Here is a 25607-nt window from a genome sequence, read left to right on the forward strand (position 1 = left end):
CGTTTGTTTCCGAGCGGAACCATTCATCGGTGTCGTTGGTTGCCGACCACATGAAGACGCGAACGAACACTCCCGAGCACCGGCGCATGCGCGCGGTCAGCGAGGGCAAGGCCGATTGGCGGCGCTTCGGTCCCTATGTCAGCGACCGACAGTGGGGCACGGTCCGTGAGGACTACAGTCCGCACGGGACCGCATGGGACTACCTCCCTCACGACCACGCCCGGAGTCGCGCGTATCGATGGGGCGAGGATGGCCTCGCCGGCTTCTGCGACGATCAACAGCGACTCTGTCTCGGCCTGGCCCTGTGGAACACCCGCGACCCGATCCTCAAGGAGCGGCTCTTCGGCCTCACGGGACCCGAAGGCAATCACGGGGAAGACGTCAAGGAACTCTACTACTACCTCGACGCCACTCCGTCGCATGCGTACATGCGAATGCTGTACAAGTATCCGCAGGCGCATTTTCCGTATGCCTCGCTTGTCGCGGAGAATAGGGCGCGCACGAAGACCGATCCCGAGTTCGAACTCATCGACACCGGCGTGTTCGACGACGGTCGCTACTTCGATGTCTCGGTCGAGTACGCCAAGCGTACGCCTGAGGACATCCTCATGCGCGTGCGCGTGCGCAATCGCGGGCCGGTGGACGCCCCCATCGTCGTCGTCCCGCAAGCGTGGTTTCGCAACACCTGGTCCTGGGGCCGGTGGCCCGAGCGTCCGAGCATGCGGCGCATACGTGCTCGCGCGGTCGAGCTGACCCATCCGAGCCTGGGGACGTTCATCCTCCACATCGATGGACCGGACCGCTTGGCATTCTGCGACAACGACACGAACCACCACCGCCTGTACGGAGGCCCGGAACATCCGGGGTTCTTCAAGGACGCCTTCCACGAACTCGTCGTGCACGGGCGCGAGGAGGCGGTGAATCCGGCCGCGACGGGGACGAAGGTGGGCGCCATCTGGAGTCGTACCGTGCCGGCGGGTGGCGAAATCGAGATGCGCCTCCGCCTGACCCGCCCCGGTGCGGCGGCACCCTTCCGCGACTTCGACGACGTCTTCGCGCGCCGGCAGCGCGAGGCGGACGACTTCTATGACGTGCTTCACGGAGGCATCACGAACCCGGATGTCCGTCGCGTGCAGCGCCAGGCCCTGGCCGGCATGCTGTGGAGCAAGCAGTTCTACTACTTCGACGTCCCGCAGTGGCTCGAGGGCGACCCCGGTCAGCCGGAACCGCCGCGCGAGCGGCTCACCGGCCGCAACCACGATTGGACGCACCTCAACAACGCCGACGTCATCTCCATGCCCGATAAGTGGGAATATCCCTGGTATGCGGCGTGGGATCTGGCGTTCCACTGCGTGCCGCTCGCCCAGGTCGACCCCGACTTCGCCAAGGACCAACTGCTCCTGCTCACCCGGGAGTGGTACATGCACCCCAATGGCCAGCTCCCGGCCTACGAGTGGGCGCTCGGCGACGTCAACCCGCCGGTGCACGCATGGGCGGCTTGGCGCGTGTTCGAGATGGACCGTGCCCGGCGTGGGGACGACGGCGACCTCGAGTTTCTCGAGCGCATCCTCCACAAGCTGCTGCTCAACTTCACCTGGTGGGTGAACCGCAAGGACCCCCACGGCCTCAACCTGTTCCAGGGCGGATTCCTAGGGCTGGACAACATCGGTGTCTTCGATCGCAGCGCGGCGCTCCCGGTAGACGGCCACATGGAACAGGCAGACGGCACCGCATGGATGGCGATGTACGCGCTGAACCTGCTGCGCATCTCGCTGGAGCTCGCGCAGCACCGCCCGGTGTACGAGGACATCGCGACCAAGTTCTTCGAACATTTTCTCTCCATCGCCGGCGCCATGCGCGATGTGGGCGGCCATGGGATCGACCTGTGGGACGACGACGACGGGTTCTTCTACGACGTGCTCCATTACGACGACCCGGGACGGAGCCGTTGCGAGTCGCGGCAACTCAAGATCCGGTCACTGGTGGGCTTGATTCCGCTGTTCGCGGTGGAGACGCTGCAACCCGAGCTCCTCGAGCGGGTGCCCGGCTTCCGCCGGCGCATGGATTGGTTCCTGCGATACCGGCCGGACCTGGCGTCGCTCATCTCACGCTGGCAGGAACCCGGCGAGGGAAGCCGCCACCTGCTGTCGCTGCTCCGCGGCCACCGCATGAAGCGGATTCTGCGGCGCATGCTGGACGAAACCGAGTTCCTGTCGGATTTCGGCGTTCGCGCCCTCTCCAAGCATCACCTCGAGCATCCGTACCGCGTCGAGTTGGGAGGGGTGGTGCGCACGGTGGGCTACCAACCGGCAGAATCGGACAGCGGCCTTTTCGGCGGCAATTCGAACTGGCGCGGTCCGGTCTGGATGCCGGTGAACTACCTGCTGATCGAGTCGTTGCGGAAGTTCCACGCGTACTACGGCGACGACTTCCGCGTGGAATGCCCGACCGGCTCCGGCAACCTGCTCAGCTTGCAGGAGGTGTCCGACGAGTTGTCGTCCCGCCTGTCGCGACTCTTCCTAGCCGACGCCGACGGGCGGCGTCCGAGTCTGGGCGACCACCCGACGTTGCTGCGGGATCCCGGGTTTCGCGATCTCTGTCTGTTTTACGAATACTTCCACGGCGACAACGGACGGGGCGTGGGTGCATCGCACCAGACCGGGTGGACGGGCCTCATCGCGACGCTGCTCACCGAAGCCGCATCGGTCAGGCGGGAGGAGTCATGATTCTCGCCTGCGATGTCGGGGGCACCAAGACCAACGTGGCGCTCTTCGAGCGCAACGATCGCGCGTGGCGCATGGTGCGGATGGATTCGTACCCCAGCCACGACCAGGGTTCGTTGCACGAGATCATCGCCGCCTTCGTCGGCGATGCGTCGCTCCAACTCGAGGCCGCCGGATTCGGCGTCGCGGGGTCCGTGTCGGGAGACCGGGCGGACACCACGAACCTGCCATGGGCGGTGGACGGGCGCCGCCTCGCCCGCGTGCTGGGGATCAACCGCGTTTCCCTGCTCAACGACGTCGAGATCCAGGCATGGTCGCTGCTCGCGCTCGAACCGACCGACCAGGTGACGCTGCAAGCCGGCCCGCGTGGCGCCGGCAATCTCGCCGTGATCGCGGCGGGCACCGGGCTCGGCATGTCGGCCCTCGTGCGCGGCACCGGCGCCACCCGCTCGCTCGCCAGCGAGGGCGGCCACGCCGACTTCGCACCGAGCGACGAGACTGACCTCGCCCTCCTACGGTATTTACGAAAGCGGTTCGGCCACGTGAGCGCCGAGCGCGTGCTCTCGGGCCCGGGACTCCACAACGTCTACGAGTTCTTTCGTGATCGGGACGGCGGCACGGAGCCGTCCTGGCTGGCCGCTGCGATCGCGGCGGGCGACCCCGCTGCGACGGTGGCCCACGCGGCCATGGACGGCAGCAGTGCCCTCGCGGAGCAGGCGGTCCTCCACTTCCTCGGTGCGTATGGCGCCGAGGCCGGCAACTGGGCATTGCGGACCATGGCGACCGGCGGCGTGTGGTTGGGCGGCGGCGTGGCGCGCAAGCTGCTCGTGGGGCCGGCGGGAACGCCCGACGCCTGGCAGGCGCGGGCCCGCGACGCCTTTCTGGCCCGGTTTCGCGACAAGGGACGGCTCAGCGGGATTCTCGACGCGATGGCCGTCCACGTGATCGTCTGCGATGAGGCGCCGCTGTTGGGGGCGGCCCACTTCGCGCTCTCGGAGATCGGCCGTTGAGGCCGTCACGGTCAACACCAGAGGAAGACAGGTATATGCAAATTGGAATGATCGGCCTCGGACGCATGGGTGCGAACATGGTACGCCGGTTGCGCCGGCGCGGACATGACGCGGTCGTGTTCGACCGCGCCCAACCGTCGGTGGAGGCCCTCGTCCGGGAAGGCGCCGAGGGCGCGACCTCCCTCGCCGACCTTGCGCGGCGGCTCGACGCGCCCCGGGTAGTGTGGCTGATGGTGCCGGCGGCGGTGGTTGACGCGACGATCGCCGAGTTGGCCCCGTTGCTGGCGCCCGGCGACATCATCGTGGACGGCGGGAACTCTTACTACGTCGACGACCTACGACGCGCGCACGACCTGGCCGCCCACGGCATTCACTATGTCGACGTTGGCACGAGCGGCGGCGTCTTCGGGTTGGAGCGCGGCTACTGCCAGATGATCGGCGGCGAAACCGACATTGTGCGGCACCTGGATCCCATCTTCGCCGCCCTGGCGCCACCGAAGGAATCGGCGCCGCCCACGCCGGGCCGCGAGGGAAGATCCGGCACCGCCGAATTGGGCTACCTGCACTGCGGGCCGTCCGGCGCCGGGCACTTCGTCAAGATGGTGCACAACGGCATCGAGTACGGCATCATGGCAGCGTATGCCGAGGGGCTGAGCATTCTGCGCCACGCCAACGTGGGACGCGCGCCACAGGAACACGACGCCGAGACGACGCCTCTCCGCAATCCGGAGCACTACCAGTACGACCTCGACGTCGGTGAGGTCGCCGAGGTGTGGCGGCGTGGCAGTGTCGTGTCATCCTGGCTTCTCGATCTGACGGCCGAAGCGCTGCTCGGCGCCCCCGATCTATCGAGTTACGCGGGCCGCGTCTCCGATTCGGGCGAAGGACGCTGGACAGTCAAGGCCGCCATCGATGAGGCGGTGCCAGCCCCCGTGCTCACCACCGCACTCTACCAACGGTTCTCCTCGCGCGGCGAAGCCGACTATGCCGACAAGATCCTGTCCGCCATGCGGGCCGCCTTCGGCGGCCACCGGGAGAAGCCATGACGCCGCCGCGGTCCGGAGCGCTGGTCTTCTACGGAGCGACCGGCGACCTCGCGTACAAGAAGATCTTCCCTGCCCTCCAGCGCATGGTGAAGGCCGGCGTCCTGGACGTGCCGGTGATCGGCGTGGCACGTCAGGGCTGGTCGCTCGACCAGCTCCAGGCCCGGGCCCGCGAGAGCGTCGTCCAACATGGCGGCGGCGTCGATCCGGTGGCGTTCCCCACGCTTATGCGCCTGCTCCGCTATGTGGAGGGCGACTACGCGGCGCCAGGGACCTTCGACCAACTGCGGCGTGAACTGGGCGACGCCACACACGCCCTGCACTACCTGGCCATCCCCCAGTCGCTGTTCGAGGTGGTGATCAGCCAGCTCAACCGCACCGGCTGCGACCAGAGCGCGCGCCTCGTCCTCGAAAAGCCGTTCGGCACCGACCTGGCCTCGGCCCGGCAACTCAATGGCATCCTGCACCGATGCTTCGACGAGTCCGCGATCTTCCGCATCGATCACTACCTGGGCAAGGAAGCCGTGCAGAATCTGGTCTTCTTCCGCTTCGCCAACACGTTTCTCGAGCCGATCTGGAACCGGCGTTACGTCGAGAACGTGCAGATCACCATGGCCGAGCCGTTCGGCATCAAGGGGCGCGGCGCGTTCTACGATCAGACGGGAGCGATCCGCGACGTCGTTCAGAATCATCTGCTCCAAGTGCTCTCCAACATCGCTATGGAACCGCCGCCGCGGAGCCACGACACCGAGACCCTGCGCGACGAGAAGGTCAAGGTGCTCAAAGCCATCGCGCCACTCGACCCCCGCCACGTGGTGCGCGGCCAGGTCCGCGGCTATCTCGACGAACCGGGCGTGGCGCCGGGGTCTCGCACCGAAACGTTCGCCGCGCTCCAACTCCGCATCGAGTCGTGGCGTTGGGACGGCGTGCCGTTCTTCATCCGCACGGGCAAGAGCCTGCCCGCGGCCTGCACCGAAGTCGTGGTCAAGCTGCGCCGCCCCCCGCCGGTCGCGGGCGTGCCCCTGGTCTCGAATCACGTGCGCTTTCAACTCGGTCCGGCGTTCCAGATCGGGCTCGGCGCGACCGTCCGCGAACCCGGGCTTCCGCAGGGCCACCCACTCGAACTGCTGGCCACGCACGACCACAAGGGCGCGGAGACCGATCCCTACGCCGAGTTGCTGGGCGACGCGATGCGTGGCGAGACGTTCCGCTTCGCGCGCCAGGACTATGTGGAGGAGGCGTGGCGCATCGTCGATCCGATTCTCGACGTCGCGACATCACCCATCATCTACGAACCCGGGTCGTGGGGCCCCGCCGAAGCGCTGAAGCTGGTGCCGGGCGGATGGGCGGAACTCCCGAGGAGATCATAGACCATGTCTGACGCGCACCCGACACTCTGGCTGTGCCGCCACGGCGAAACGCCCTGGACGGTGCTCGGCCGCCACACCGGCCGCACTGACGTCGCGCTCACCCCACGAGGCGAGCGGCAGGCGGTGGCGCTCGGCCGACGCCTCGCGTGTCGGCCATTCGCCCTCGTACTCACCAGTCCCCTCGTGCGCGCGCGCGACACCTGCCGGCTCGCGGGCTACGGCGACACGGCGGTGATCGAACCCGACCTGCAGGAGTGGGACTACGGCGCGTATGAGGGGCTGACCACCCAGGAGATTCGGGTCGAACAGCCGGCGTGGACCAACTGGAAGGACGGCGCTCCGCTCGGCGAGAGCCCCACCGACGTGGGGCGCCGGGCGGACCGCGTGATCGCGCGGGTGCGCGGCATCGACGGCGACGGGGCGGTGTTCGCCCACGGCCACCTGCTGCGCGTGCTCGCCGCCCGCTGGCTCGGCCTCCCGCCGAGCGCGGGCGCCCTGTACGCGCTCGACACGGCGTCGGTCAGCGTCATGGGTTTCGAGCGGGAGCAACGCGTGATCCACCACTGGAACGAGATCTGCCATCTGGAGGAGGCGTGATGCGCGAGGAAACCCTGCCGGACGCGGAATCCGTGGCGCACCGGGCCGCCCAGGTCATCGCGGAGGACGCGCGACGTGCCGTAGCGGCGCGTGGCCGGTTCCTGCTGGCCACGAGCGGCGGCACGACACCCTGGCGCATGCTGCGCCTGCTCGTCGACGAGGACGTGCCCTGGTCGCAGGTGCACCTGTTCCAGGTGGATGAGCGCGTCGCGCCGGAGGGCCACCCCGATCGCAACCTGACGCACCTGCGGGAGTCCCTGTTAGCGCACCTCCCGGTGCCGCCCGCCGGCATATATGCGATGCCGGTGAACGCGCCCGACCTCGAGCGTGCCGCGGCGGAGTACGCCGCAACGCTACACAATGAAGCGGGAAATCCACCGGTGCTGGACCTCGTGCACCTCGGCCTCGGCGAGGACGGTCACACCGCCTCCATCGTGCCGGGCGATGCCAGGCTCACCGCCGCGACCGCCGATGTCGCGGCCACAGCGACGTACGCGGGCTACCGGCGGTTGACACTCACCGTGCCGGCGATCAATCGCGCGCGAGCAATTCTGTGGGTCGTGACCGGCGCCGCGAAGGGGCCGGCACTCGCGCGCCTGCGCCACGCCGACCGGCTCGTCCCGGCCGGGCGCATCCGCCGCGACGGCGCCACCATTCTCAATGACGCGGCCGCCGATCTGGCGTCGCTCTCACGCTGACCGAGGCCCCATGCCGCTCCAGACCGATATCGACCAACTCTCCATCGCGACGATCCGCACACTCTGCATCGACGCCGTGCAGCAGGCGAACTCTGGCCATCCGGGCACCCCAATGGCCATGGCGCCGGTGGTCTATGCGCTCTGGCAGCGGGTGCTGCGATTCGACCCCGACGATCCGATCTGGCCCAATCGCGACCGCTTCGTGCTGTCCATGGGCCACGCGTCAACGCTGCTCTATAGCCTGCTCCATCTGACCGGCACCAGGGCGGTGGACAGCGACTACGAGCGACTCGGTCACGTCGCCGTGTCGCTCGACGACCTCCGGCGGTTCCGTCAACTCGAGAGCCGCTGTCCCGGGCATCCCGAGTATCACTGGACCTCTGGCGTGGAGACGACGACGGGGCCGCTCGGCCAGGGCGTGGCCACCAGCGTGGGCATGGCCATCGCCGAGCGCTGGATAGCCGCCAAGTTCAACCGCCCGGGGTTCGACCTCATCGACTACGACGTGTACGCGCTGGCCGGTGACGGCTGCATGATGGAAGGCGTATCCGGCGAGGCGGCGTCCCTCGCCGGTCATCTCGGGCTCGGCAACCTTTGCTGGATCTACGACAACAACCGGATCACCATCGAAGGGAGCACGTCGCTCGCCTTCTCCGAGGACGTCGCCACGCGATTCATCGCGTACGGGTGGAACGTCACGCGCGTCGGCGACGCGAACGATCTGGAGATGCTGTCGCGGGCCCTGGCCACGTTCAAACGCACCACGGGGCGGCCCACGCTCATCATCGTCGATAGCCACATCGGCTATGGTTCGCCCAACAAGCAGGATTCGCACTCGGCCCACGGCGAGCCGTTGGGCCAGGAGGAGGTGCGCCTCACCAAGCGCGCGTATGGATGGCCGGAAGACGCCCAGTTCATGGTGCCCGACGAGGTGCGCGCGCACTTCGCGCGCACCATCGGGGCCCGCGGAGCCGGCCTGCGCGCGGAATGGACCAAAGGGTTCGCACAGTACCGCGCGCAACACCCCGATCTCGCCGATGAGTTCGATCGCATGCAACACCGCCTGTTGCCGGACGGGTGGGATCGGAACGTACCCGAGTTCCCGGCCGACCCCAAAGGGGTCTCGGGGCGCGACGCGTCGGCGCAGGTGCTGAACGCCATCGCCGCGAATCTTCCGTGGCTGGTGGGCGGATCGTCGGACCTCGCACCCTCCACCAAGACGCGGTTGACGTTCGACGGCGCCGGTGACCTCTCGGCCGCGAATCCAGCCGGCCGGAACTTCCATTTCGGGGTGCGCGAGCACGCCATGGGCTCCATTCTCAACGGACTCGCGCTCTCCAAACTGCGGGCGTTTGGGTCGCAGTTCCTGATCTTCAGCGACTACTCGCGCCCCACGCTCCGGCTGTCGGCGCTCATGGAACTGCCGGTCATCTACATCTACACGCACGACTCCATCGGTGTCGGCGAGGACGGCCCCACCCACCAGCCCGTGGAGCAGATCGCGTCGCTCCGTGCCATTCCGGGCCTGCGCGTGTTCCGTCCAGGCGACGCCAATGAGGTGGTCGCCGCGTGGCGCGCCATCGTCCCGCTCCGGCATGAACCGGTGGCGCTCGTGCTCTCCCGGCAGGCATTGCCCACGCTCGATCGGTCGCGCTACGCGTCGGCCGACGGCGTGGCCCGCGGGGCGTACGTCCTCGCCACGGCGCCGGACGGCCCACCCCAGGTGCTGCTCCTCGGAACCGGCAGCGAGGTGTCCCTCTGTGTGGCCGCGCACGAGCGCCTCATCGCCGAGGGCATTCGCAGCCGCGTCGTCAGCATGCCGTGCTGGGAGCTGTTTGAGGAGCAGGACCAGGCGTACCGCGACGCCGTGCTCCCGCCCGGCGTCACGGCGCGCGTCGCCGTCGAACAGGCCTCGACCTTCGGCTGGGAACGCTACACCGGCCTCTCGGGGCGCGTCATCGGCATGCGATCGTTCGGGGCTTCGGCCCCCCTCAAGGAATTGCTCACGAAATTCGGATTCACGGTGGACGCCGTCGTGGCCGCCGCCAAGGAGATGCTGTGAACACCACGCAGTTATGGGATCGGTACCGGGAACGGCTGTGCATCGTGGACGCCCTTGGGCTGTCGCTGGACATCTCGCGCATGCGCTTCGACGACGGATTCCTGGAGCGGATGGCGGCGCCGATGGCGCGGGCGTTCCAGGCCATGGAGGCGCTCGAACAGGGCGCCGTGGCCAACCTCGACGAGCAGCGCCGCGTGGGACACTACTGGCTGCGCGCGCCCGAACTCGCGCCCGAGGCCGCCATCACCGACGCGATCGTCGCGGTCCAGCAGCAGGTGCGTGCGTTCGCCGCGGACGTGCACGCAGGCCGCGTGGCACCCGTCCGCGCGGAGCGTTTCCGCCACGTGCTCGTGATCGGCATCGGCGGCTCGGCCCTCGGGCCGCAGCTCGTGGGCGACGCGCTCGGCACCGCCAGCGATCCGCTGGCCGTACACTTCTTCGACAACACGGACGCTGACGGCATGGCGCGCACGCTGGCGCGCCTGGGCGACGGGCTGGCCAGCACGCTCACCCTGGTCATCTCCAAGTCCGGCGGCACCAAGGAAACCCGCAACGGCATGCTGATCGCCGCCAAGGCGTACGAGGGTCTGGGCCTCCCGTTCCCGCGCCACGCGGTGGTGGTTACGGGCGCCGACAGCGCCCTCGACCGTACGGCGCGGGCCGACGGGTGGCTGGCGCGGTTCCCGATGTGGGACTGGGTGGGCGGTCGCACGTCCGTGCTCTCGGCCGTGGGGCTGCTTCCCGCCGCGTTGCAGGGGTTCGACATCGACGCCATGCTGGGCGGCGCGCGCGACATGGACGTGGCCACGCGCCACCCCGCCGTGGCCCGCAATCCCGCCGCGTTGCTCGCGCTCATGTGGCACCACGCGGGCGGCGGCACCGGCGCCAAGGACATGGTGGTCCTGCCCTATCGGGATCGCCTGCTCCTGTTCTCGCGCTATCTCCAGCAGTTGGTCATGGAATCGCTCGGCAAGGAACGCAATCTCGCCGGCGAGATCGTACACCAGGGGATCGCGGTGTACGGGAACAAGGGCTCCACCGATCAACACGCGTATGTGCAGCAGCTGCGCGACGGCGTGGACAACTTCTTCGTCACGTTCATCCAGGTGCTGCACGACCAGGCCGGGACCCCGCAGGAAGTCGAGCCCGATACCACGTCGGGCGACTATCTGCTCGGATTCCTGCTCGGCACCCGCGAAGCCCTGTTCCAGAACGGCCGTGAGTCCGTCTCCATCACCGTCCCCGACGTCAGCGCCCGGACCCTCGGGGCGCTGATCGCGCTCTATGAACGGGCCGTCGGTCTCTATGCCTCGCTGGTCGGTATCAACGCCTACCATCAGCCAGGCGTGGAGGCCGGGAAGACGGCGGCGACCGCGGTGATCGCGCTGCAGCACGCTGTGCTCGGCGCGCTCCGCCGCACGCCGGGCACGTCGCGCACCGCCGCCCAGTGGGCAGCGGCGGCGGACGCGGCCGATCAGTCCGAGACGGTCCACAAAGTGCTCGAACACCTGGCGGCGAATGGTCGCGTCGTGCGCACGCCCGGCGGCCCCACCGATTCACGGTATGCACTGCCGCAGGTGCGCTGACCCACACCCCGCATACACGCCCAATCGGCCTCCTCACACACCGGATGTCCCATGTCGAATCCTCTCGTCACCTTGCAGCAACTCGGCCAGTCGCCGTGGCACGACAACATCCGCCGCGATCTCATCACGAGCGGGCAACTCGCGCGGATGATCGTCGACGGCGACATCACCGGCCTCACGTCGAACCCGACCATCTTCGAACAGGCCATCGCCAACACCGACGCCTACGACCACACCATCCGCACCCTGGCGGCGGAGGGCAGGAGCGCCGAACAGATCTTTGACGCCCTGGCCATCGCCGACATCCGCGACGCGGCGGACCTGTTCCTGCCGGTGTTCGAGCGCACCGAGGGGAGCGACGGCTATGTCAGCATCGAGGTGGCGCCCACGCTCGCCGACGACACGGCGGGCACGCTCGCCGAGGCCCGCCGCCTCTGGCGCGCCGTGGACCGCCCGAACCTGCTAGTCAAGATCCCGGCGACGCTGGCCGGACTCGGCGCCATTGAGGGCGCGATCGCCGAGGGCATCAGCGTCAACGTCACACTCATCTTCTCGCTCGAGCGATACGCGGCCGTGATGGCGGCGTACATCGCCGGCCTGCGAACGCGCACCAATGCCGGCAAGGGTCTCGGCACCATCTTCTCGGTCGCGAGCTTCTTCGTCAGCCGCGTCGACACGGCGGTGGACCGGCTGCTCGACGAGCGGATCGCGGCAGCCCCCGGCAACGCCGCGGGGCTTGCCGAACTGTGGGGCAAGGCCGGCATCGCCAACGCGAAGCTGGCGTACGCCGCCTGCCAACGGGTGTTCGGCGGCCCAGGATTTACGCACTTGGCCGCGCGCGGCGCCCGGCGTCAACGTCCGCTCTGGGCGAGCACGTCGTCCAAGAATCCGGCGTACCCCGACACCTACTATGTGGAGGCACTCATCGGCGCCGACACCGTCGACACCATGCCGCCCGCCACGATCGCCGCGTATCGCAACCACGGGGCGCCCGCGCTTCGAATCGGCGACGGCCTGGATGCCGCGGGCGAGACAATCGCCGCGCTCGGCGCCGCTGGCATCGACCTCACGGGTGTGCTCGGGCGCCTCGAAATCGAGGGGGTCGCGTCATTTGGCAAATCATATGATTCACTCCTCGCGGTGATCGCCGAGCGCGCGGCCGCGACGGGCCGCCTCGCCCGTACAATCGGGCGGGCGGGATGACCGCCATTCCCAGAATGTCCGACCAGGCCGCCGCCGAGCTGCCATGGCTCACCGTGACGCAGATGATCGAGGTGGATCGCGCCATGGTCGAGGACTATGGGATCGTCCTGCTGCAGATGATGGAGCTGGCGGGGCGGCACCTGGCGCACCTGGCCCGCGCGCGTTTCCTCGGCGATACGCCGGGCAGACGCCGGGTGGTCGTGCTCGCGGGGCCCGGCGGAAACGGCGGCGGCGCGCTGGTCTGCGCCCGGCGACTGGCCGGATGGGGCATGGATGTGTCGGTATTCGTGACCGCAGCGGCAGATCGTTTCTCCGAAGTGCCACGCCACCAGCTCGACATCGTCGCCCGACTGGGACTCGACGTGCACGACACCGACGATCCCTTGCCCGAACCACCTGACCTGGTCATCGATGGCATCATCGGCTACAGCCTGCGGGGTGCGCCTCGCGGACGCACCGCAGAGTTGATTCGCTGGGCCAACCGCGGCACCGCCCCCGTGCTGGCACTCGACGTCCCCTCTGGGCTGGATGCCACGACTGGCGCACCGACGGACCCATGCGTGCGCGCCACGGCGACGATGACCCTGGCCCTGCCCAAACAGGGGCTGGGCGCCGAACGCGCCACCGGGCCCGTAGGCCAACTGTATCTCGCCGATATCGGCGTCCCACCCGAGCTGTACGCGCGGCCACCACTCGGCGTACGGATTCCCGACGTCTTCGCGGGCAGCGACGTCGTGCGGTTGCGGTGATGGCGCCGACGCCGCTGAGCATCCGGTTCGGCCGCGACGCGTGCGGCACGCTCGAGCGCGCCGAGCGCCTCGAATGGCTGGTCACCAATGGCATCGGCGGCTACGCGTCGGGATCGGTCGCGGGCGTTCGCACACGCCGCTACCACGGGCTGCTGGTGGCTGCGCTCGACCCGCCCGGGGAGCGCACGGCTCTCGCGGCCGAGGTCCATGAGACCGTGGGTGCGGGCGAGGACGAGACGCCGCTGCACGCATCGCGCTGGCGGGACGGAACCGTGAACCCGCGCGGCTTCGAGCATACCGAGGCGTTCTGGCTCGAGGGTGGCGTCCCGGTGTGGCGCTTCTGCGTCGGCGACGTGTGTCTGGAGAAGCGCGTGGCGATGGCACGGGGAAGGAACGCGACGGTGGTGGCCTATCGCCTCGTGCGCGGCTCGGGCCCCGTGCGACTGGCCGTCAAGGTGCTGGCGCTCCATCGGAACTTTCACGGCAACACGCGGGCCGGCGCATTGCCAATGGACGTGACGGACGCCGGCGACGGCATCACGGTCACGCCATACCCCGGCGGCCGGCCGCTGTACGTGCGGAGTGCCTCCATGGCGCTCGCGCCGGACCACGGGTGGTACGACGGCTTCCTGTTCGACCGCGAACGCGAGCGCGGACTGGACGCCCTCGACGATGCACTGCACGTCGCGACCGCGACCGTTGAGCTGCAGCCCGGGGCGGAGGCCGCACTCGTCCTCGCCGCCGAGCCCGGCGACATCGATCCAGCCGGCGTGTTCGCCGAGGTCGAGCGCCACGAAGCGGACGTGGTAGCGCAGTATGACGCACGGCAGGGAACACGCGCCGACGCGGTAGGTGCCCGGCTCGCCCTCGCAGCCGATCAATTCATCGTGCAACGGGGCGTCGATGGTCACCAGGGGTGGGGCGTCATCGCGGGATACCATTGGTTCGGCGAGTGGGGCCGCGACACGATGATCGCGCTCCCCGGTCTCGCGCTCGTCACCGGCCGGTCCGACGTGGCACGGCATGTCCTGCTCACGTATGCGGCCTTCGTGGATCGTGGCATGCTCCCCAACCGGTTTCCCGACGCCGGGGGGCCGCCCGAGTACAACACCGTGGACGCCACGCTCTGGTACCTTGAAGCGATCCGCGCCTATACGGAAGCCACGGGCGACCTGGACGTCGCGCGCGAACTGTGGCCTGTCCTGGAGGGGATCATCGCCGCGCACGAGCAGGGCACGCGCTACGGGATCGGCGTGGATGTGCGGGACGGCCTGCTCCGATCCGGGGAAGACGGTGTGCAGCTGACGTGGATGGACGCCAAGCTCGGCGATTGGGTCGTCACGCCGCGACAGGGCAAATGCGTCGAGATCAATGCGCTCTGGTACAACGGGCTGGCCGCGATGTCCGAACTGGCCGGCCGGTTGGGTGGCGATGTCGCCCCCTGGCGTGCGCGCGCCGAACGCGCACGGGCGGGCATGCGGCGATTCTGGAATGCGGAACTGGGACATCTGGTCGATGTGCTCGATGGCCCGTCGGGAGACGACGGGAGCCTGCGGCCGAACCAGATCTTCGCCGTCTCCCTGCCCTTCAGCGCCTTCGATGCCGGGCAGCAGCGCGCGGTGGTCGATGCGTGCGCCCGGAATCTCGTGACGTCGCACGGCCTCCGCAGTCTGGCGCCGAGCCACGCGGACTACCGGCCGCAGTATGACGGCGATGTCGCGTCGCGCGACGGCGCGTACCACCAGGGCACCGTGTGGGCATGGCTGCTCGGGCCTTTCGCCCTCGCGCACTACCGCGTGTACCACGAGGCCGAGACGGCCCGCGCATTTCTCGATCCGCTCGTGGATCACCTGCACGCCGACGGGCTCGGCTCGATCGCGGAGATCTTCGACGGCGCCCCGCCCCACCGTCCGCGCGGGTGCATTGCGCAGGCGTGGTCGGTGGCAGAAACCCTGCGCGCGTGGACGGCGCTCCGCGATGACGCGCCCCGCTGATGGTCGTCGCCGGTCGCGAGACCGGCATCAACCGCACCCCCACTCGAGACTCCCATCCATGACCCAACTCACTGGCATCCGCGCCTGCGTATTCGACGCCTACGGCACCGTGTTCGACTTCGCGTCGGCCGCCGCGCACTGCCCGGATATCCCCGACGACCGGCGCGCCGCATTGAACGCGCTCTGGCGCGACAAGCAGCTCCAATACACCTGGCTCCGCGCGCTCCAGGGGCGTTACGTGGATTTCTGGCAGGTGACCGGCGACGCCCTGGACTACACCCTGGACAGCCTCGGGTTGAACACGCCGAATCTGCACGACCGGTTGATGGATCTCTATCGTACGCTGCCCGCCTTTCCCGAAGTGGCCGGCGTGCTTCGCGCACTGCACCAGGCCGGGTTCACCACCGCCATTCTCTCCAATGGATCGCCGGCGATGTTGGCGGCTGCTGTGGCCGGTGCGGGTCTCACCGGCCTGTTCGACGCGGTGCTCTCCGCCGATGCCGTCCGCGTCTACAAGACACATCCGAAAGTCTATCGGTACGCCGTTGGCACGCTCGGGGTGCCGGCCGGGTCAATCGCGTTCCAGTCGTCCAACGCCTGGGACGCGCACGCGGCCTCGGATTTCGGCATGCGGGTCGTGTGGTGCAATTGTTACGGCCAGCGTCCTGAGCGGTTGCCGGGGTCGCCGGACCGCGAGATCCGAACGCTTGCCGAGTTGCCGGGGCTGCTCGCGCCGATTGCGTGAGATGACGAGCAGAGCGCCCCGTGCTGGGGCGTACGTCAAGCTGGTATATAGCAGGATCAGGTGGCCCCGATTCCACCCCTTGACTCCGTACCATAGTACGGACCCTATACTGCAGTGAGAGGTGGGGCCGTGCAACCAATCGCGATCAGCGAAATGAGGACGCGTTCAATCCAATTCCGACGTCGTGGCAATCGCAATGTCGTCGCCCGAGGGGTGCTCGCGACTCTCCTGGCCGGGTGCGCGGCCGGGCCGAATTTCGTTCCGCCGGCACAACCGGTGGGTGCCGCGTACACTCCGAGGACAACGGCGCGGCAGTTGGCGGCCGGCGACAGCGAACCCTCCCAGCGTCTCGTCGTCAATCAAGCGATTCCGGCTACGTGGTGGACCCTATTCCGATCGCCGGCGTTGGACAGTCTGGTGCAGAGCGCCATTGCGAGCAGTCCGACCACCGAGGCAGCCAGAGCACGGCTCGCCGAAGCGCAAGAGGGGGTGATCGAAGAGCGAGGCGCCTTGTACCCTCAAATCGACGCCGGCGCCCTGGCCGAGCGACAAAAGGGACCTCCATTCGCCCTCGGGCTCCTGCGGCCACGGCCGGTTCCCACCTTCAATCTCTACGCCGTGGGCCCGACCGCGAGCTACGCGCCCGATGTGTTCGGCCTCACGGCACGCCGCGTGGAAGAGAAGCGCGCGTTGGCTGAGACGCAGGCCTACCAGTTCGTCGCGGCGCAACTTGCCGTCACCGGCAATGCGGTGACGGCGGCGCTGACGATCGCGTCGATTCGCCTTCAGATCGATGCGCTCGAGGACCTGACGGCCGACGACGAACGGAACCGCGCGCTTGTGCGGCAACGCCTATCGGCCGGCCGCGCCGCTCGCACCGACGAACTGATGGCCGCGGCCCAGTTGGCGAACGACCGCTTGCCATTGCCGCCGTTCCGGCAGCAGGTGGCTGTTGCCGAGAACGCCCTCGCCGTTCTGGTCGGCAGGTCCCCTGGGGAATGGACGCCGCCCGCCTTCACGCTGGCCGATTTCACTTTGCCGGCCGAGCTGCCGGTAAGTCTGCCGTCAGCCCTCGTCCACCAGCGGCCCGACATCCTGGCGGCGGAGGCAGAGCTTCACGCGAGCAGTGCCGCGATAGGCATCGCCACCGGACGGTTGTACCCCACGATCACCCTGTCCGGATCGCTCGAGCCCGCGGCGCTGGCCACAGGGGCGCTGTTCGACGGGTCGAGCGTGCTGTGGAATCTGGCCGCAGGCATCACGACGCCGATCTTCCACGGGGGCGTACTGGCGGCGCAGAAACGGGCCGCGATCGACGGATTTCACGCGTCGCTGGCCACGTATCAGCAGACCGTATTGGAGGCCTTCGGCCAGGTCGCGAACATTCTGCGCGCCCTCAGCCACGATGCCGACCTGCTAGCGGCCGAGCGACAGGCACTCGACGCCTCGCGCGCCGCGCTCGCGCTGCAACGCCTCCGCTACGCGGCGGGCAAGATCAACATGCTCGAGCTACTCGCTGCCGATCGCAGCTATCAGCAAGCACGTCTTGGGTACGCTCGGGCGGAGGGTCAACGCTTTCTGGACAGCGCGCAACTGGTCGTGGCCCTCGGGGGCGGATGGTGGGATGATCCGTCCCTGTGTGGGGATTGCCGCGCACGGTCCGACTCTGCGGGCAAAGGCGCCTCCGCGAGTCCGTTCCCTTCCCTGCACCCGTAGCCCATACTCATGAGATCGATCGTGAAGTATTTCCGTTCCGCGCCGCGCCCGACGGCGGCGACACCAGATGGGTCACCGCACGCGGGCCGCACCAGGCCGCCGTCAGACGCATGGCACCGTGTACGGCAGGGTGCCGGTGTCCTGTTCGTCGTGGCCGCGCTGGTCGTGGCCCTGCGATCGACGGTGATGCGGCCGCCGGTGGTTACCGTGGCGACCGTGACACGCGGGGACGTCGTGGCCGAGATCGAGGGGACTGGCACGGTAACGGCGGACGTTCTGGCGGATGTCAGTTCAAAGATCACCGGTCGGGTCGAGCAGGTCTTCGTCAACGAGGGCGATCGCGTACGGCGAGGCCAGGTCATCGCCGCCCTCGATCAGGCGGATCTCCGGTGGCAGGTCCAGGCCGCGCGCGCGACGCTGGCCGGAGCCCGGGAAGCGGCCGAGGAGCGCCAACGGGAATGGGCCCGCGAACAGACCTTGGTCGCCTCCGGGGCCGTGAGCACGGAAGATTGGCAACAATACCGCGAACGCAACGCCGTGGCGCAGAGCGCGCTGCACGCGGCCGAAGCGGACCTCGGATCTGCGGCGTACCGGCTGACTCTCACGCGAATCCCCTCGCTGGTCAGCGGGGTTGTGACCCAGCGATGGGTCGTGCCGGGCGCTTCGGTGGTGCCCGGCCAGCCGCTGTTTACCGTGGCCGACACCAGTGTGATCTACGTGAGCGCCTACATCGATCAGGACTTCACGGGGAAGATTCGCAAAGGCGAATCGGCGTCGGTCCTGCTTCGCGGCCGGGAGCGGGCCCCGTTGTCGGGATACGTCCTGCGCATGCGTCCGCGCGCGGACGCGGCCACGGAGGAGACCGTGGCGGAAGTCGCAGTTTCGCTTCCGCTCGAAGAATTCCAACTCGGGCAGTGGGCCAACGTCTACCTCCAGGTCGGGAAGGCGACCAATGCGCTGGTCATTCCCAGGGCCGCGCTCATGGCGATGGGCGACCGCGTCCTCGTGTTCGCGCTCGACGGACGAAACACGGTTCATCAGGTGCCGGTGACGGTCATCGCGAGCAGTCCGCGCGCCTCGGGGGTCGCGGTCACGGGGAATCTCCGCACGGGCGAGCGCGTCGTGCTGATGCCCATGGGCTTGCGCGACGGTCAGACGGTTCGTGCCGCCCGCGCGGACACGGGTCACGCGGCGATGACCGTGCGATGAATCTCGCCATCAGGGACGTCAGGCACTCCAGCTTCAAGTTCTTCAGCTCGACAATCGGCGTCTCGTTGCTGATCATGGTGGTCGTGGCGATCGGCGGGATCGTCCGAGGGGTGATCCTCGACTCGGCGACGATCGTCGACGAGACCGGCGCCGACCTCTGGGTGGTTCAGGCTCGCGGCACACGCCCCCACGACGGCACGCTGGGTCCGTTTGTGGAGATTTCCCGACTTCCAGAAAGCATCTACCACGCCATCGAGGCGATCCCCGGCGTGGCGCAGGCGAGTCCGCTAGCGACGGCTTGGGAACACGTGCAGACCATGCCCCACCCGACGCGGCTCATGAAATTCATGTACCTGAACACGTTGCTCAACACGGCGACGATGGTGAAGCCTGGATGGATGGCGATGCCTCAGACGCAGCGGTTCATCATCATCGGGTATCAGCGCGGAAAGATCGGCGGCCCGCCCACCCTCGTCGCCGGCCGCACCATCGACGCTAGCCATTACGAGGTCGTCGCCGACATCACGACCGGGTTCCAGGTCGGGCAACGCCTGCGGTTGGGCAACTTCGACTACACCGTGGTGGGCCTCACGAGGCACATGGTGGCCTTCACCGCCGATCCCGTGGTCTACACCACCCTGCAGGACGCCGAGCGCATCATCTTCCAGGCGGACCCCAATATGCTCCGCCGTGAACGACCACTCGTCGCGCAAGGCGTTGCGAACCTGGCCGCCGCGCAGCCCGGCCTGGTCGCGCCGTTGACAGGCCAGGTGCTGACATCGTTTCAGAATACGCTCTTCATCAACGCGGTGGCGGTCAAGGTGCGGCCGGGCGCGTCGGCGACGGCCATCGCGGCGCATATCGGTCAATGGCAACATCTCCAGGTCTATACCGCACCGGAAGCGATCAACATCCAACTGATGGGATCGAATCGGCTCATCCTGTTCCAGCTTGCCCTGTTTCGCGACATCCTCATTGTGATCGTCGGCGTCGTGATCGCGCTCATCATCTATACCTCCACCCTGGACAAGCTGCACGAGATCGCGATGCTCAAACTGCTCGGCGCGCCTGGCCGAGTCATCTACCAGATGATCCTGCAGGAAGCACTGTTCATGGGAATCGTCGGCACCTTGTTTGGGAGTGCGCTTGAGCTGCTGATCGAACCGTACTTTCCGAGAAGGGTCGTGGCGACCTATGGCGACATCGCGCAGATGCTCGTGGTGATGGTTGGCGTCGCCGCGCTGGCGAGCGCGCTCGCAGTGCGACGGGCCATGCGCGTCGATCCGCGCAGCGTTCTCGGAGCGGGGTAAGCATGGAGCGAGTGAACGACCCCCGATACGCCATCCTGGCCGAGCGACTCGTCAAGGTGTACGGCCAGGGCCGGACCCGCGTGGAAGCGCTCAGAGGAGTTGACCTCGCGGTGCGCCCTGGGGACTTGTGGGCCATCATGGGTCCGAGCGGGGGTGGCAAGACCACTCTTCTCACGATTCTCGGCCTGGTGACCGAACCAACCGAAGGACGCGTGCTGCTCGACGGGGAAGACATTTATGGAGGAGGGCGGGCCCCCGATGTGGCGCGTATCCGACGCGAGAGCATCGGCTTTGTCTTTCAGTCCCCCAACCTGATTCCGTTCCTGACCGCGAGAGAGAACGTACTGCTGCCGCTCAGCTTGGCCGGTGTCCGCGGCACGCCGGCCGAAGCCCGGACGGCGGAACTGCTCGAGTATCTGGAAATCGCGGACCGCGCGGCTCAGTACCCGAACCAACTCTCCGGCGGCGAGCAGCAGCGCGTCGCCATCGCGCGCGCGCTGGCCAACAATCCGAAGATCCTGCTCGCGGACGAGCCGACGGCGAGCCTCGATACCGACCGCGCACTCGCCGTGATGCGGCTGCTGCGCCAGGTCTCAACCACGTACCGCACGGCGGTGCTGGTGGTCACGCACGATCACCGTTTGATCGGGAAGGTCGACCGCGTGATTGAGATGCGGGATGGCCGGTTTGTCGAGGACGTCGCCAGCGGCGCGATGTCCGGACCTCCGTGAGGGAGCCGCCCGGCCAGTAACGGCGGCCGGGGCTGGGCCCGCCGCGCCCCGCCACGGCCGCGATTGCCACCGTACCACGGTACCGTGCTTATACTGCATCACCGAGGAGCCACCATGGGAGACCGTACAATTGGAAGGGCCGCCCGCGACGCGGGCGTCAGTGTCGAAACAATTCGCTTCTATGAACGCCGTGGGCTGATCGAACAGCCCTCGAGACCTTCGCCCGCCGGATTCCGATCATACGCGCCCGATCAGATCGAGCAGGTCAAATTCATTCGTCGCGCACAGCATATCGGGTTCTCACTGCGCGAGATCCAGGAGCTGTTGGCGCTCCGCGTCGACCCGTCTGCCGACTGTTCGACGGTCCGGGCACGGGCGACGGCGAAGCTCGTGGAGGTACAGCACAAAAGCGAGCAGCTATGTGAGATCGCGGCGGCACTGGAATCCCTCATCGCAGCCTGCCCTGGGCGCGGCGCACTCCGCTCGTGCACGATCCTCAACGCACTCGCCGCGCCCGGGCATGAGGCGTCGTCCCAGTCCGGGGCCGATCGCGCCTTCTCCAGCCCGCGATCCGAACACGGGCGGACTGAATCGCCCCGGATCTTCCGGAGACTGGTTTAGTTGGGTGCCCCGGCCGTTTTGGTGGCCCGGGCTTGGTGATACTGTGCTTCGTGCTCCGCGGGGGGCAAGTAGCCCAGCGGTTCCATCAGGCGCTGGCTGTTGTACCACGCCACCCATTCGCTTCGAGAAGTAGCGCTTCAGCTACGGGCGGAAGTGGCATGCGGAGCGCGTGCGGAGGTCGGCGATGAGCTCTTGTCAAGAAGTGTGTAAATGGCGTCAGGCGGCGCGCAGCTTTCGGGTGGGGGTGATGGTGCGGATGCCGTCGGGAAAGGCGACGCCATCCGACACGGCGGTACAGAGGTGCGGGGCATTCAGTTTCCGGAAGTGGTGCTCGACGACCAACAGCGTTTTCCAAACCAGTGCCGTGGCATTCTCGACGATCTTGAACCGCTTGGCCGCGGACGTGCGCAGGCGCACCGCCGCGAACGGAGACTCGATGACATTCGTCGTACGGAGATGCGTCCAGTGCTCCTGGGGAAACGCGTAGTAGGCGATCATCCGCTCCCAGTCGTGGGCCAGCCGCTCGACCGCCTTGGGGTGCGGCCGGCGATAGGTGCGGGTGAAGCGCTCGCGGAGCACGGTGGCCGCGTGGGCCGTGTCGGCACTCGCGATAGCCTGCAGCGCGGCCTTGACCTCGGCCTGGTGCTTCTTCGGCACCGTATCGAGCACGTTCCGGAGTTTGTGGTTCCAGCAGCGTTGCTCCGCACTCTCGGGATAGACCGCGGCGAGCCCGCTCCAGATTCCCAGATGCCCATCGGCGATCGTGAGCTTCGGCGCGCGCAATCCGCGCCGCTTGAGATCGCGCAGCACCGCCGCCCAACTCTCGGTGGACTCGCGCTGCCCGCTCGTGACCGCGAGCACCCGCTTCTGCCCCTCGGCATCCGCGCCGATCAGCACGAGCAGCGCGGCCTTGCTGGTCTCGAGCCCGGCCTTCACGTACACACCGTCGGCCCAGAGATAGATCAGGCGGCAGTCGGAGAGATCGCGCTGCTGCCAGGCGCTGTACTGCGCCTGCCACGTCGCTTTGAGGCGCAGGAGGGAGCTCGCACTCAGCGGCGCGGCATCGCCCAGCAGGCCCCGCAGCGCCAACTCGAAATCGCCGAGTGCGAGGCCGTGGAGGTAGAGCGCCGGCAACAGCGCCGCCACTTCCGGCGTCCGGCGTTGGAAGAGCGGGAGCAGCCGGCTCGCGAACCGCGCCTCCAGGTCGCGCACGCGCGGCCGCCGCACGGTGATCGTGCCATTCATCAACGCGAGCTGCCGCGGCTTCCCGTGCCCGTTGCGGGCCCCGGGCGGCGCATCGACCGCCCCGCGGCGCGCCGACTTCGTGCGGCCCAGCAACTCGGTCACTTCGTCCTCCAAGAGCTGCTGGAGGAAGCCCTGGATGTGCAGGCGGGCAAACGTCTCGAGGGTGTCCCAGGTCGGCCTTGACGCGGCGGCTTCTCGGTTCATCTTCTGCATCGGGCGGTGGCTCCTTTTCGTGGCCGGGCATTCGGCCCGGGGTGATTGATCTCACCCGAGAAGGTGTCACCGCCTTTCGCCTATTTCCACACTTTTAGAGAATAGCTCGGCTCGTTCTGCTTCATGTACTGTCAGAGAGAGTACAGCAAGAACCGGACGTTCATCCTCCGCAAGCAGTGAGGCGGTGGGCCGGGCTACCGGCCGGTGCGGGCTTCGCGTTCATCAGGACGGCCGGATGGAGCGGCGGTGGCCTCGGCCATCCTCGCCGCGAATCTCCTCATGCTGGCGCGCGCCCAACTCCCCTGACGCCCGCCCGCGATCATTTCCCTGCGCGCGACTCCGGCGCGCGGCCTTGCCGTCCCCACGATCGTCGTGCCTGATGCCGCCGGGGGCCCGTCATCCCTCATCGGCGCGGCCCCTCGCCAATTCCGCGCCCCTCAACCACATTCGAGGGCAGACATCGCCTCCTGACGCGTCTGATATGCCAGTTTCAGGATGGACCCCAGCTAGCGCGAACTGTCTGCGCCCGTCGTTCCGGCTCCCACTCGCGTCACAACCTCGTTCATCGTGTAGTGGACAAACTGGCGGCCCAGTTCTGTCAACAGGTATGGCTTCGACCCCTCGAAGGCAGATTCCATGGTCGTGGCTGCCGGCCGACCGCTCTTTTGTGGACGGCGACGTACGAACTGTCCCATGGCGTTCGTATCCCGTTCCTGGCGAATGACGCCGCCGGTGCTCAGATCCCGAATCATCAACTTGAAGAGATCGGCCTCGGCAGAATCTTCACGCGGAAGTACTTCTCCATACAGCGACGTCCAAATCTCGTAACGTGATGAACCCGGATTTTCGAAGATCTCTCGGACGACTGCGAAATGCACCTCGTGGTAGAGTTCGAGCCAGTCGATGAAGAGGCGAACAACATCGTCGGAACAGATACGCGTACCCGCGGCGTTGACTACGAGATTCGCGGCGTAGCGGCGCTTCTCTTTGGTATCTGCTTCGTCCCAGGTGCGGAACGCACGCCTGACGATGCCAAGATACTCCTCACTCTGGATGCGGTCCTCGACTGTAGCCCCCAGCTTGTCAAAGCGCTGCTCAACGTCGCTCAGCGTTTCTCGGAGGTCGTCGATCTTTTGCTGGTGTTCGCCAAGCCACTGCGTCTGCAGATCGTCCCGATGAGCGGCGCGCTCGTCGTCTCGGATGGTCGCGGCGGCCGCAAGAAAGCCGCCAACCCAGGGTATCGCGCCGAGCGCGGCGACGACAAACTTCTCCGCCACACGACGCTTTCGAGACGGCGGCGCGGTCGTGAGCTCGGACGTGATGTGGGCGACATCCTGGGCGCTAGAACGAGGGTCAGGCAGGTCAGGCACTTCTTCCCGTGTCGGCATTCGGACCGCTCCAACAAACAGGCACAAGGGGCCATGGGCTTCTGCGGCCCGACGGCAGGGTCGTGTGGCGTTCGCGTATCGCGCGCGCCGCGGGCATCGGGTGCCAGCGGGAGACAAGACCAGCGGCGGATCCGGTGAAATTGAAGTTCAGCCGACCAATGGAACAGTCCGGAAGTGATGCGATGCAGCTCCCCGCCATCTTTGCCGGCGCAACCGTGCCATGCCTGGCCCCCTCCTTGAGAGGTGGACCAGGTTGCTCGTCGGTCAGATGCTGGGCCAAATGCTTTCGATGTTCGTGCATGCCGCCTCGATGTCCCGAAGCGTTCGTGCTCCCGCTCGAGCGGCTTTGAATTCGCGGCCCCGGGTGACATCGAGGTACCTGATGGACGAGCTCCTGATGTCCGGGACGCGTCCTCTGGCGGCTTCGAGCATCACCTGCGACACAATCTTGACCGTTTCTTCTTTGGGCGCCTCCACGGCGAAGTCCAGCTTGATGAGCTCCGGCTTGTCGCGTTCGACGGCGTGAAGGTCTGGGGTCACGGTGATCACGACGTCTCCCACTGCCAATCGCAAGCGCAACTGGCGCTGGATTTCGAAATGCCGGTCAGCAAAGTGTCTCTCGTACGCGGCAAGGGCACGCGCGTTATGGCGGAGTCGGGTGCCGGCCCTACCCGGTGTCAAGCGCGCCAGATCTGTCAGGTCTGAGACCTTCGCGCGAAGCCACTCTCGGCCGTGAGACGATCCGTGATACGCACTGATTCGGTCCGTGGCGTCCTTGTAGTAGAGCCGCATTGCCGATGGCTCGTCTTCGTCCGGATACTTGTAGTCACGGAGGACCTTGCGCTGAGCCGCCGGCGATGAGGTCATGTATTTGGCCAATCCCCGGACACTGATCTTGATCATCATTTGCTCCCGCGCAGGAGTGGCATGCCGGCCACGACCCAACTATCGGCGCGCTAGCCAAACCGTGAGCCGGCCTGGGGTCGGCAATCTGCAGTGCGTCGCTCCGTATTCTGTGCTGCGTGCACCCAGACGAGCAAGGGATATCGGAAATCCACACTGCATTAGAAAAATTAGAACGAAGACAACACGCGTCCCCGGTGATGGATTGCTGCGCCCGTTGATGGTCATCGCCTGCGCCGTGACGCGTGCTACCGAGGGTAGATCCGGTGCTCGATCGGTGGCAGCCTTCAACGGGGAAAGAAGCGTCTGCTACGATAGGGATGCCCGGCAGGCGCCGACGGGGAACATGAAGAGACCGGCGATAACTCCAATCCCTCCGTCAATCCCGGCCTTGCGGCGGCCCCGCTCACGAGCATTGGCCCGGGTGCCGGCGGGGGGATCCCTCGCCGGCGCGGGTCGTGGATCGGGTAGGCTGAGCCCGAGAATGGAAG

At 67.6% G+C, this 25607-nt stretch carries 19 protein-coding genes; 16 read left to right on the forward strand and 3 right to left on the reverse strand.

All coding sequences use genetic code 11. From position 1 onward, the window contains the following. The first annotated feature begins 50 nt into the window (after positions 1-50). The 16 genes from VNF92_11860 to VNF92_11935 all read left to right on the forward strand — a co-directional run bounded on the left by VNF92_11860 (position 51) and on the right by VNF92_11935 (position 20746). Positions 51-2726, forward strand: coding sequence for a hypothetical protein (locus VNF92_11860; protein ID HVA58573.1), 2676 nt, complete (start codon positions 51-53; stop codon positions 2724-2726). Further along, entirely contained in the window at positions 2723-3733 is a 1011-nt protein-coding gene (gene glk, locus VNF92_11865; GenBank protein ID HVA58574.1) for a glucokinase, read from the forward strand. Before VNF92_11860 ends, glk begins: the two co-directional genes overlap by 4 nt. Positions 3734-3780: 47 nt before the next feature. Further along, positions 3781-4779, forward strand: a complete 999-nt coding sequence (gene gnd, locus VNF92_11870; GenBank protein ID HVA58575.1) for a decarboxylating 6-phosphogluconate dehydrogenase — start codon at positions 3781-3783, stop codon at positions 4777-4779. Next, positions 4776-6146 (forward strand): glucose-6-phosphate dehydrogenase, encoded by a 1371-nt coding sequence (gene zwf / locus VNF92_11875; GenBank protein ID HVA58576.1) that lies wholly within the window; start codon positions 4776-4778, stop codon positions 6144-6146. Before gnd ends, zwf begins: the two co-directional genes overlap by 4 nt. Before the next feature lie 3 nt (positions 6147-6149). Continuing rightward, the gene (locus VNF92_11880; GenBank protein ID HVA58577.1) at positions 6150-6743 is read left to right on the forward strand and encodes a histidine phosphatase family protein; all 594 of its coding nucleotides are present in this window, start codon (positions 6150-6152) and stop codon (positions 6741-6743) included. Then, a complete protein-coding gene (pgl, locus tag VNF92_11885) occupies positions 6743-7441 on the forward strand; it encodes a 6-phosphogluconolactonase (protein HVA58578.1) in 699 nt (232 codons plus the stop codon). The genes VNF92_11880 and pgl overlap by 1 nt, the downstream gene beginning before the upstream one ends. 10 nt (positions 7442-7451) lie before the next feature. After that, positions 7452-9503 carry a transketolase gene (tkt, locus tag VNF92_11890; GenBank protein HVA58579.1) on the forward strand — a complete coding sequence of 684 codons (2052 nt, stop codon included), beginning with the start codon at positions 7452-7454 and terminating at the stop codon, positions 9501-9503. After that, a complete protein-coding gene (locus tag VNF92_11895) occupies positions 9500-11089 on the forward strand; it encodes a glucose-6-phosphate isomerase (GenBank protein ID HVA58580.1) in 1590 nt (529 codons plus the stop codon). Before tkt ends, VNF92_11895 begins: the two co-directional genes overlap by 4 nt. 51 nt (positions 11090-11140) lie before the next feature. Next, a complete protein-coding gene (gene tal, locus VNF92_11900; GenBank protein ID HVA58581.1) occupies positions 11141-12292 on the forward strand; it encodes a transaldolase in 1152 nt (383 codons plus the stop codon). A gap of 14 nt (positions 12293-12306) precedes the next feature. Continuing rightward, on the forward strand, positions 12307-13041 hold the full coding sequence (locus VNF92_11905) for an NAD(P)H-hydrate epimerase (GenBank protein ID HVA58582.1): 735 nt from the start codon (positions 12307-12309) through the stop codon (positions 13039-13041). Then, positions 13041-15035: an amylo-alpha-1,6-glucosidase gene (locus VNF92_11910; protein HVA58583.1), complete on the forward strand. Its 1995-nt coding sequence runs from the start codon at positions 13041-13043 to the stop codon at positions 15033-15035. Before VNF92_11905 ends, VNF92_11910 begins: the two co-directional genes overlap by 1 nt. 58 nt (positions 15036-15093) lie before the next feature. Beyond that, on the forward strand, positions 15094-15780 hold the full coding sequence (locus tag VNF92_11915; GenBank protein HVA58584.1) for a haloacid dehalogenase type II: 687 nt from the start codon (positions 15094-15096) through the stop codon (positions 15778-15780). A 153-nt stretch (positions 15781-15933) separates the two neighbouring features. Then, complete coding sequence (locus VNF92_11920; protein HVA58585.1) at positions 15934-17496, forward strand: efflux transporter outer membrane subunit; 1563 nt, start codon at positions 15934-15936, stop codon at positions 17494-17496. A gap of 9 nt (positions 17497-17505) precedes the next feature. Next, positions 17506-18705, forward strand: coding sequence for an efflux RND transporter periplasmic adaptor subunit (locus VNF92_11925; GenBank protein HVA58586.1), 1200 nt, complete (start codon positions 17506-17508; stop codon positions 18703-18705). After that, positions 18702-20015 (forward strand): FtsX-like permease family protein, encoded by a 1314-nt coding sequence (locus VNF92_11930; protein HVA58587.1) that lies wholly within the window; start codon positions 18702-18704, stop codon positions 20013-20015. The genes VNF92_11925 and VNF92_11930 overlap by 4 nt, the downstream gene beginning before the upstream one ends. An 11-nt stretch (positions 20016-20026) precedes the next feature. Then, positions 20027-20746: an ABC transporter ATP-binding protein gene (locus VNF92_11935; GenBank protein HVA58588.1), complete on the forward strand. Its 720-nt coding sequence runs from the start codon at positions 20027-20029 to the stop codon at positions 20744-20746. An 837-nt stretch (positions 20747-21583) separates the two neighbouring features. On the opposite strand, the gene VNF92_11940 is transcribed toward VNF92_11935, so the two are convergent. From VNF92_11940 to VNF92_11950, 3 genes are all read right to left on the reverse strand, one after another. Continuing rightward, positions 21584-22825 (reverse strand): IS256 family transposase, encoded by a 1242-nt coding sequence (locus tag VNF92_11940; GenBank protein ID HVA58589.1) that lies wholly within the window; start codon positions 22823-22825, stop codon positions 21584-21586. A 506-nt stretch (positions 22826-23331) separates the two neighbouring features. Continuing rightward, positions 23332-24213, reverse strand: a complete 882-nt coding sequence (locus VNF92_11945; GenBank protein ID HVA58590.1) for a hypothetical protein — start codon at positions 24211-24213, stop codon at positions 23332-23334. A gap of 264 nt (positions 24214-24477) precedes the next feature. Next, a complete protein-coding gene (locus tag VNF92_11950; protein ID HVA58591.1) occupies positions 24478-25119 on the reverse strand; it encodes a hypothetical protein in 642 nt (213 codons plus the stop codon). Positions 25120-25607: the final 488 nt, after the last annotated feature.

It is taken from the genome of Gemmatimonadaceae bacterium (assembly GCA_035533015.1).
Classification (GTDB): Bacteria; Gemmatimonadota; Gemmatimonadetes; order Gemmatimonadales; family Gemmatimonadaceae; genus JAGWRI01.